This is a genomic window from Rhodococcus sp. EPR-134, from assembly GCF_001647205.1.
Classification (GTDB): Bacteria; Actinomycetota; Actinomycetes; order Mycobacteriales; family Mycobacteriaceae; genus Rhodococcus_F; species Rhodococcus_F qingshengii.
Genome location: NZ_LVCT01000350.1, coordinates 1 through 8,591 on the forward strand (window position 1 = coordinate 1; position 8,591 = coordinate 8,591).

The window sequence follows — 8,591 nt, forward strand, 5'->3', positions numbered from 1 at the left end:
CGTCGGCTGGAATCATCTGAAGACCCGCGAGGATCAGCAACGCCATGAACGGCGCGGTCTTCCAGACGTCGGCGACGACGATCGCGAATCGCGCCGGCCAGGGGTCCGCCGTCCACAGGATGTTGGTGCCGAGGATCTTGTTGGCAATGCCGTCGTTGGCGAAGATGAAGAACCAGAGCTTCGCGGTGACGGCGGTGGGGATGGCCCAGGGAATCAGCACGGAAGCGCGGAGCAAACCGCGTCCGCGGAACGTCTTGGCCATGATCAACGCCATCGACAGACCGATCACCGTCTCGAGCAGGACGGTGACGACGGTGAAGCCGAACGTATTTCCGATCGACTGCCAGAACTGCGATCCGAGTGTGCCGGGCGGGCAGGGAATCGAGCCGTTGGCGGTGTTGCAGGACTGGGTGATCCAGTTCTTGTAGTTGTCGAACCACGTGAACTGACCGGTGACGAACATGCCGGTCTCGGGATCGAGCTTCTTGCCGTCGCTGTGCATCGACATCCAGATCGCTCGTCCGAGCGGATACAGAATGATGACGGCGAGAACGATCAGCGACGGTGCGACGAACGCCCACACCGGAACTCGTCGACGCTTCTTCGGCTTGTCGGCCGACGCAGGCGGGGGCGAGGTCGGTGGGGGTGGAGTAGCTGCAAGGTCAGGCAGAACCTTGGTCAGGGATGTCCCTGCTGCCTCGGATGCCGACGGCTCTTCTAGCGGTTCCGGTGCACGGTGTCTCCCACCAACGCCCGAACGGTCGGGACCGGTTGAATCGGCCCCGACCGTGGGGTTGGTAGGCACAGCCGCGGAAGGATCCTGCGGTTCTGCCATTGCTTATTGCTCCTGGTAGATCAGTTACCGGCGGTTTCGATGCCGGCCTTGGTGTCCGCCAAAGCCTGCTCGACGGTCTTCTCGCCGCGAATAGCAGCGTAGGTGTTGTCGGAGATCGACTTCGACACCTGCGTGTAGTACGGCGTGACGGGGCGCGGCTGAGCGGTGGCGAGTGCTTCCTTCAGGGTCGCGAAGTACGGGAACTGAGCGAGCACTGCCGGATCGTCGTAGACAGCCGAGAGGACGGGTGCGCCGCCGACCTCGGTGAAGTACGTCTGCGACTTCTTGGTCTGCATGAACTCGAGGAAGTCACGAGCCGTGGCGGGTGCGTCCGAGTACGCGCTGATGCCGACGTTGTAGCCGCCGACGGTCGAAGCGCCCGGTCCGTCGACACCCGGAAGAACGGTGTAGCCGTACTTGCCGGCAACCGAGGTCTTCTCACCGTCGACCGAGAAGCCGGACCACGTGCGCATGAAGAGTGCCTTGCCGTCGCCGAACGCGGTCTGCGACTCGCCCTCGGAGTAGGTCAGCGCTTCCTGCGGGATCGTGTTGTCGGCGAAGTTGTCGACGATCGACTGAACGCCTGCCTTCGTCTTGTCGTCGATGGCCGGGGTGAGTCCGTCCGGGCCGACCCACGGGCCGTCGAAGGCGTTGGTGATCTCGGAGGTGTTGACCGTCAGGCCCTCGTAGTTCTTGAACTGACCGATGTAGCAGGAGATGCCGGCTTCGACAGCCTTCGGGCAGTTTTCCTTGAGCTCGGCCCACGTGGTGGGGGCCTTCTCGACGAGGTCCTTGCGGTAGTACAGGAATGCGGCGTTGGTGTTCTTCGGCGCTGCGTAGAGCTTGCCGTTGTAGGTGCCCGAAGCGACGGTCGACGGCAGGAGGCCGGACTCGTCGATCGCGAGGTCACCCTCGAGCGGCAGCAGCCAACCGTTTGCGGCGAACTGGGCGGTGTTGACGACGTCGACGCCGATGAGGTCGTACTCGTCGCTCTTGGCCTGCATGCGCTGGGTGATGTCGTCGACCTGCGCGTTGGCTTCCTTCGCCAGCGGCTTGAGCGTGACCTTCTCGTCCGGATGCTCGGCATTCCAGTCGGAGATGATGTTTTCGAGCGCCTCGTTCAGGGCATCCTGCCCCTCGACGATCGTGATGGGTCCGCGGCCTTCGCTCGAGGACGATCCCCCGGATGCGGCCGTGGTGCTGGTTCCGCTGTCCTTGTCCGAATCGGACGAACAGCCTGCCAGTACCAGCATGGACGCTGCCGTGGCTGCAATTGCAGCGCGGCGCATCGCCTTCGAGTTCAGAACCATGGATTCGCTCCCCGTATGTGTATGACAAATAGACGGTCACCGAGAGCCTGCTCACGGCATGCGCCATGAGTGCCGGCTCCCGGCATCGGCCCCTACTGTGGCACGAGACACCCCTACTTGTGGGTATTACGCCGAACCTGAATCGGTCATGTGTCGTTTGACAGGTCCACCTAACCCAGGCGACGCCCGTCGGTGGTGGCAAAAATGTGCACCTTCTCGGGGTCGACGCGCAGGTTGACGCGCTCGCCCTTCTGCGGCGGATTGCGCCAGTCACCACGCGAGACGATCTGCTGCAACCGTCCGCCGATCGTGGTCCGGCCGTAGACGTAGGCGTCCGAGCCCAGTTCCTCGACGACGTCGACCTCCATCGGCAGGCCTTCGGCTGCGATCTCGAGGTGCTCGGGGCGAATACCCAGAACAACCTCGGTTTCGACGACGCCGTTCATCGTCTCGCGCGGAACCGGAACGATCCCGTCACCGAATGCGACGCCGCCGTCGACGACGGGGAGGGTGAAGAGGTTCATCGCGGGCGAACCCATGAAGCCGGCGACGAAGACGTTCTTCGGCTTGTTGTACAGCTCGCGCGGCGAGGCGCACTGCTGCAGGATTCCCTTTTCGAGGACGGCGACGCGGTCACCCATCGTCATGGCCTCGACCTGGTCGTGGGTCACGTAAACCATCGTCGTCGCGAGGCGTCGTTGCAGCTGAGCGATCTGCGTACGTGTCTGCACACGGAGTTTCGCGTCGAGGTTCGAGAGCGGCTCGTCCATCAGGAAGACCTGCGGCTGGCGAACGATGGCGCGGCCCATCGCCACTCGCTGACGCTGGCCACCGGACAGCGCCTTGGGCTTGCGATCGAGGTACGGCTCGAGATCGAGCATCTTCGCGACCTCTTCGACGCGGGCGCGGATCTCCGTCTTGTTGGTTCCGGCGAGCTTGAGCGCAAAACCCATGTTCTCGGCCACCGACATGTGCGGGTACAGCGCGTAGTTCTGGAAGACCATCGCGATGTCGCGCTCTTTCGGCTCCTGACCGGTGACGTCGCGGTCGCCGATGAGGATGCGTCCGCTGTGGACGTCTTCGAGCCCGGCGAGCATGCGCAGGGTGGTCGACTTTCCGCAGCCGGAGGGTCCGACGAGGACGAGGAACTCGCCGTCCTCGATCTCGAGGTCGAGCTTGTCCACTGCCGGAGTGTTCGATCCGGGGAACAGGCAGGTGGTGCTCTCGAAAGTCACTGAAGCCATGACGGGGTTGATCCCTTCTACCGGCAGGAACGTGCCGGACGATCCAAGTCGAGGGTGAGCGTGTGCGCTAGCAGCATAAACGTCCGTGTCGGCGCCCGAGCGTAGTCTTTCACGGTGAGTTCGGAGAAGATGCTGACCCGCATCGGTGCGCTGCTTCGCCAAGCGGAGTCCACCGACAATCCACACGAAGGTGAAGCCTTCATGGCTGCCGCTCAGCGGTTGGCCACCAGTTCCGCGATCGACCTGGCGGTCGCGCGTGCGCACACCGCGTCTTCGGAAAAGCGTGCGACGCCCACTCAACGGCTCATCACCATCGGCGAACCGGGCAAGCGCGGACTGCGAACGTACGCCCAGTTGTTCATCGCCATCGCCGCTGCCAACGACGTGCAATGCGACATCGCGCAGACGTCGGCCGTCATCTACGCCTACGGCTTCGCCGGCGACATCGACGTGTGTGAGGCCCTGTATTCGAGCCTGCTCTTCCAGATGGTGCGTGACTCCGACGCGTACGTGCGTTCCGGGGCGTACCGCGGCGAAACGTCCATGCGGACCGTCGTCGAAACTCGTGGACGACGACGCGTCAGCACGCAGGTCCGCAAGCCGGTCGCCGGAGTGACGGCGCGCCTGAACTTCCAGATGGCGTACGCGTCCCGCATCGGCGCTCGGTTGGCCGAGACGAAGCAGGAGACGGAGAAGACTGCGGTCGCAGAATCTGCCACGTCGTCTTCCGAAACCGCACTCGTGCTGCGTAACAAGGAAATCGAGCTGAAGGACTACTACTCGTCCAACTCCAAAGCGCGTGGGACGTGGCGGGGCGGCGGCCGCGCAAGCGCCGGGCATTCCTCGCATGCTCGACGAGCGGGTGATCGGGCTGCGCGCTCCGCACGTCTGGGGAACCTTCCGGAGATCGGCGGGGTGCGCGGGCAGCTGGACTCGTGAGGGATACGCAGCGGAGCGCCGTCTACGAGGCAGAGACGTTGGTGCGCACCATGTTCGATCGCGCCGACCAGCGTGGACTTCGGAGCGTCGAGGTCATGGGTTCCACCATCACCTTGCCGGTCGAGCGCAAATTCGGTTCCGTGGAGTCGGTCCAGGCGTACTGCGATCAGCTACTCGGGCTGAATTGGGTACGGGAGACCTGGACTCGCGCAACCATTCCGGTGTCCGTACGCTCCCGCGGCGGCAATGCCGCCGCTCACTACTCGAACGACGTCATCGCCGTCCCGGACGACCGTGACGGCCGGTGGGCGCTACGCGAATTCGTTGTCTTGCACGAACTTGCGCACCACCTCGGCGACCCCGCCTCCGACGAGGCTTCCCACGGGCCCGAGTTCGTCGACCGCTACACGAGCCTTGTCGGCGAGATCATCGGGCCCGAGGCGGCCTTCGTTCTTCGAGCGATGTTCCTTGCCGGTGGTGTTCGAACGGACTAGATGTCAGCCCTCGGCGAACCCGGTGGTGTCCGTACCGGTCGGCTGGAATACTCGGCCTATGGATGCGCCGCGCAGACTGGTCCTGGTCAAGGGTGAGTCGGAACTCCCCGATCCGGCTGTTGCCGTGCGCAAACCCCCACTGATTCGTGAAGCCTACGGACGAGTGCTGCGGGAGGTTCGACGCGATCAGGACCGAACTCTCGACGACGTAGCCGCAAAGGTCGGGATGTCGAAGCAATACCTCTCCGAGATCGAACGGGGCAAGAAGGAACCGTCGTCGGAAATTCTGCGCGCCATCTGCGAAGCGCTCGGGATGCCGCTCGAGCACCTGCTGTTCCGAGCGGGCAACCGGATCGTTGCGCTCAACTCCCTCACCTTCGGGCACTCTCCCGCACCGATCTCGGGTCCCGTCCTGATGGCGGCCTAGTCAGTTCCCTTCGATGAGGGTGTCGGCCAGCCCGTAGGAAATTGCGTCGTCGGCGGTGAAGATCCTGTCGCGATCGGTGTCCTTACGCAATCGCTCGACGCTCTGACCGGTGTGCTTACTCAGAATCGCCTCGGTCTGCTCCCGGATTCGCAGGATCTCGGCTGCTTGAAGCGCGAGGTCCGAGATGGTGCCACTACCTTGCGTCGACGGTTGGTGCAGCAGCACCCGCGAATGGGCAAGAACATGCCGATGGCCTGGAGTGCCGGCGGCCAGAAGCACTGCAGCAGCCGAAGCCGCTTGACCCATGCAGTACGTGGAAATCGTCGGTTTCAAGAACTGCATGGTGTCGTAGATCGCGAGCATCGCCGTGGTGGAACCGCCGGGAGAGTTTATGTACAAACCGATTTCGCGATCCGGGTTGTCGGCTTGCAGATGCAGCATCTGAGCCATCACGACGTTGGCGACGCCGTCGTCGATCTCTGTGCCGAGAAAGACGATGCGCTCGTTGAGCAGCCTGCTGAAGATGTCGAAAGATCGCTCACCCGTTGGTGTTCGCTCGATGACACTGGGAATCGTGTACTGGGACATGACGTCACAATCCGATCTTGGGGAAGGTGGCTTGCGGTGCTATCTCGGCGAAGGACGTCACGACGCGGTCGACGATTCCGTACTCGCGCGCCTGCTCGGCGGTGAACCAGCGATCCCGATCGCTGTCGGTCTCGATCTCTTCGACGGTCCGGCCCGTTTCGGCGGCGAGGATTTCCTGCGATTGACGCTTCATCAGCTCGAGACTCTCGGCCTGGATCGCAATGTCCACCGCAGTGCCACCGATACCCGCCGAAGGTTGGTGCATCATGATGCGGCTGTGCGCCAGGCTGATTCGTTTGCCGTGGGTGCCGGAGCAGAGGAGCACCTGGCCCATGCTGGCGGCGAAGCCCATCGCGACCGTCACGACGTCATTGGGGATGAGCTTCATCGTGTCGTAGATGGCCAGACCGGCAAACACCGATCCGCCAGGTGAATTGATGTACAGCACGACGTCGCGCTTGGGGTCGGTGGTGGCGAGGAGCACCAGTTCCGAACACACACGTTCGGCCATGGCGTCGTTGACCTCGCCGGTGAGCAGAATGGTTCGCTGTCGTAAGAGCCTGTCTGTCAACAGGTCACGGTAGCCGGTATCGGTGGGAGCTTCAGTAGTCATGAATCCATTCCTACCGGCGCGGCAGTGCCGCGGCCCCGCTTGTCTGCTGTGGGCAGACCACCCCTGTTTTTACCCGCCCCCTGTTGCCTGCCCCCCTTTTGTCTGCCCCCTTTGACTGCCCCCTGTTTGAGCGAACGGCACTTTCAGTCGATCTAAGGCGCCGAAAGTACCGTTCGCTCGAAAAGGGGTGGGTACAAGAGCGGGCAAACCCGTCACCGACGGCGGCGGTAGCGGTACCGCGCACACCCGGCCATGATGGGAGAAGACAACCATTCCTCTCGTCAGGAGCGTGGCATGACTCGTCCGGTACGCATCGGTGTTCAACTCCAACCCCAGCACGCACCCGATTACGGGTTGATACGCGACGCCGTCTTGCGGTCCGAGGACGCCGGGGTGGACATCGTCTTCAACTGGGACCACTTCTACCCGTTGACCGGCGATCCCGACGGCGCACACTTCGAATGCTGGACCATGCTCGGCGCCTGGGCCGAGCAGACCGAACGCGTCGAGATCGGCGCCCTGGTCACCGGTGGTGGCTACCGCAATCCGGATCTGCTGGCCGACATGGCGCGAACCGTCGACCACATCAGCGGTGGGCGCCTGATCCTCGGTATCGGTGCCGGCTGGTTCGAGAAGGACTACGACCAGTTCGGATACGACTTCGGCACTCCCGGTTCACGGCTGAAACTGCTTGGCGAATACCTCCCCCGCATCACGGGCCGCCTGGCGAAGGGCAACCCGCCGCCGACGCGCAACATCCCGGTCCTCATCGGCGGTGGCGGCGAGAAGAAGACCCTGCGCTTGGTCGCCGAGTACGCCGACGTCTGGCACAGCTTCGGCGACCGTGAGACACACCTGCGCAAGTCAGACATCCTCTCCGACCACTGCGCCGACGTGGGCCGGAACCCGCTGGAAGTAGAGCACTCGGTTCCGTGGCCTGGGCTCGAAAATGCAGCCGACCTGGTCGCCGACGGTGTCTCACTCTTCACCGTCGGCGTCAGCGGACCGGACTACGACCTCACGACGCTTGCCGAGGCCATCGGTTGGCGCGACGACAACACGCCGCCTGCGTTGAGCGGGCTGGCCTGAGCGGTACCAAGGACTTCGTCGTTGTCGGCGCCGAGAACGGGCGGCGCCGACGTCAGACGTGGCCTCTGGCCGGAGAAGTTAACCGGAAAGGCCACTTGCTTCAACGGTCCGAGCGTCGGATGGTCGACGGTTCCGACCATGCCGAGCGCGGCAGTGTGGGGATCGGAGTATATCTCGTCGAGATGCCGGATCGGTGAGACCGGTACGGCGCGTTCGGCGAGAAGAGCGCACCAGTGTTCGACGGTCTCCGATGCGAAGGCGCTGGTGAGTTCTCGTTCCAGACTCTCGCGGTTCTCCACCCTGTCGCGGTTGTGGGCAAAACGCGGATCGGTGACCAGTTCACTCCTTCCGATGGCCTCGGCCAGCGACGCCCACATCGCGTCGTTGCCGACAGCGACGACGAAGTACCCATCGCTGGCAGGAAATGCTTGATACGGAGCAAGATTCGGATGACCTGAGCCCAACGCAGTCGGGCGCTCACCGGTGGCGAAGTAACTGGTCGCCCAATTCACGTGCATCGCGAGTTGGCACTCGTACAGCGACGTGGTCACGTACTGTCCGCGTCCGGTCCGGCCTCGCTCGACCAATGCAGCCAGCACCCCGACCAGTCCGAACAGCGCTGCGCCCAAGTCTCCCAACGCAAACCCGGATTTCATCGGAGCACCACCCGGTTCACCGGTGAGCGACATGAGCCCACCCGCGGCCTGCGCGATCATGTCGTACCCCGGTTCGTCGCGCAGCGGTCCTTCTTCACCGAAGGCAGAGATGTGCAGGGTGATCAGATGCGGGTATCGCTCGGACAGCGCCTGGTAGTCGAAGATCTTCTGTAATCCGCTGCCCGGCTTGAAGTTCTCCACGACCACATCGGTCTCTTCGAGCATACGGTGGATGATCTCCTGTCCTTCGGTGGACTTGAGGTCGATCGTGACCGACTTCTTACCGCGGTTGATCGCGAGATAGTAGGCGGCATCGACCCCGACGAAGGGAGGCCCCCACGAACGCGTGGGGTCGCCGCCTTCAGGGTGTTCGATCTTGGTGACGTCGGCACCGAG

Annotated in this window: 10 protein-coding genes; 4 read left to right on the plus strand and 6 right to left on the minus strand. The window is 63.5% G+C overall.

The genetic code is table 11. The features are described 5' to 3' along the window. From A2J01_RS15590 to A2J01_RS15600, 3 genes are all read right to left on the minus strand, one after another. Window positions 1–835 (minus strand): carbohydrate ABC transporter permease (locus tag A2J01_RS15590; protein ID WP_064113062.1); only part of this gene is annotated, 835 nt, incomplete at its 3' end. Window positions 836–855: 20 nt separating this feature from the next. After that, window positions 856–2,145, minus strand: coding sequence for an ABC transporter substrate-binding protein (locus tag A2J01_RS15595; protein WP_064113058.1), 1,290 nt, complete (start codon window positions 2,143–2,145; stop codon window positions 856–858). Between the two features lie 170 nt (window positions 2,146–2,315). After that, the gene (locus A2J01_RS15600) at window positions 2,316–3,389 is read right to left on the minus strand and encodes an ABC transporter ATP-binding protein (protein ID WP_003946073.1); all 1,074 of its coding nucleotides are present in this window, start codon (window positions 3,387–3,389) and stop codon (window positions 2,316–2,318) included. 114 nt (window positions 3,390–3,503) lie between these two features. Between A2J01_RS15600 and A2J01_RS15605 the strand changes: the two genes are divergently transcribed. The 3 genes from A2J01_RS15605 to A2J01_RS15615 are packed head-to-tail and all read left to right on the plus strand — an operon-like array spanning window position 3,504 to window position 5,249. Then, the gene (locus A2J01_RS15605; protein ID WP_064113059.1) at window positions 3,504–4,328 is read left to right on the plus strand and encodes a DUF2786 domain-containing protein; all 825 of its coding nucleotides are present in this window, start codon (window positions 3,504–3,506) and stop codon (window positions 4,326–4,328) included. Then, window positions 4,325–4,822, plus strand: coding sequence for a TIGR04338 family metallohydrolase (locus A2J01_RS15610; protein WP_042450620.1), 498 nt, complete (start codon window positions 4,325–4,327; stop codon window positions 4,820–4,822). Before A2J01_RS15605 ends, A2J01_RS15610 begins: the two co-directional genes overlap by 4 nt. Before the next feature lie 58 nt (window positions 4,823–4,880). Then, window positions 4,881–5,249 carry a helix-turn-helix domain-containing protein gene (locus A2J01_RS15615; RefSeq protein ID WP_003946041.1) on the plus strand — a complete coding sequence of 123 codons (369 nt, stop codon included), beginning with the start codon at window positions 4,881–4,883 and terminating at the stop codon, window positions 5,247–5,249. On the opposite strand, the gene A2J01_RS15620 is transcribed toward A2J01_RS15615, so the two are convergent. Together A2J01_RS15620 and A2J01_RS15625 are read right to left on the minus strand one after the other, a co-directional pair. Further along, the gene (locus A2J01_RS15620; RefSeq protein ID WP_003945993.1) at window positions 5,250–5,837 is read right to left on the minus strand and encodes an ATP-dependent Clp protease proteolytic subunit; all 588 of its coding nucleotides are present in this window, start codon (window positions 5,835–5,837) and stop codon (window positions 5,250–5,252) included. Window positions 5,838–5,841: 4 nt separating this feature from the next. Then, a complete protein-coding gene (locus A2J01_RS15625; protein WP_064113060.1) occupies window positions 5,842–6,450 on the minus strand; it encodes a ClpP family protease in 609 nt (202 codons plus the stop codon). A gap of 294 nt (window positions 6,451–6,744) precedes the next feature. Here A2J01_RS15625 and A2J01_RS15630 point away from each other — a divergent pair, with 294 nt between their 5' ends. Then, window positions 6,745–7,539 (plus strand): LLM class F420-dependent oxidoreductase, encoded by a 795-nt coding sequence (locus A2J01_RS15630; RefSeq protein ID WP_030537640.1) that lies wholly within the window; start codon window positions 6,745–6,747, stop codon window positions 7,537–7,539. On the opposite strand, the gene A2J01_RS15635 is transcribed toward A2J01_RS15630, so the two are convergent. Further along, a partial coding sequence (locus A2J01_RS15635) for a CaiB/BaiF CoA transferase family protein (protein ID WP_064113061.1) occupies window positions 7,461–8,591 on the minus strand: 1,131 nt, incomplete at its 5' end. The two genes, A2J01_RS15630 and A2J01_RS15635, sit on opposite strands and share 79 nt — an antisense overlap.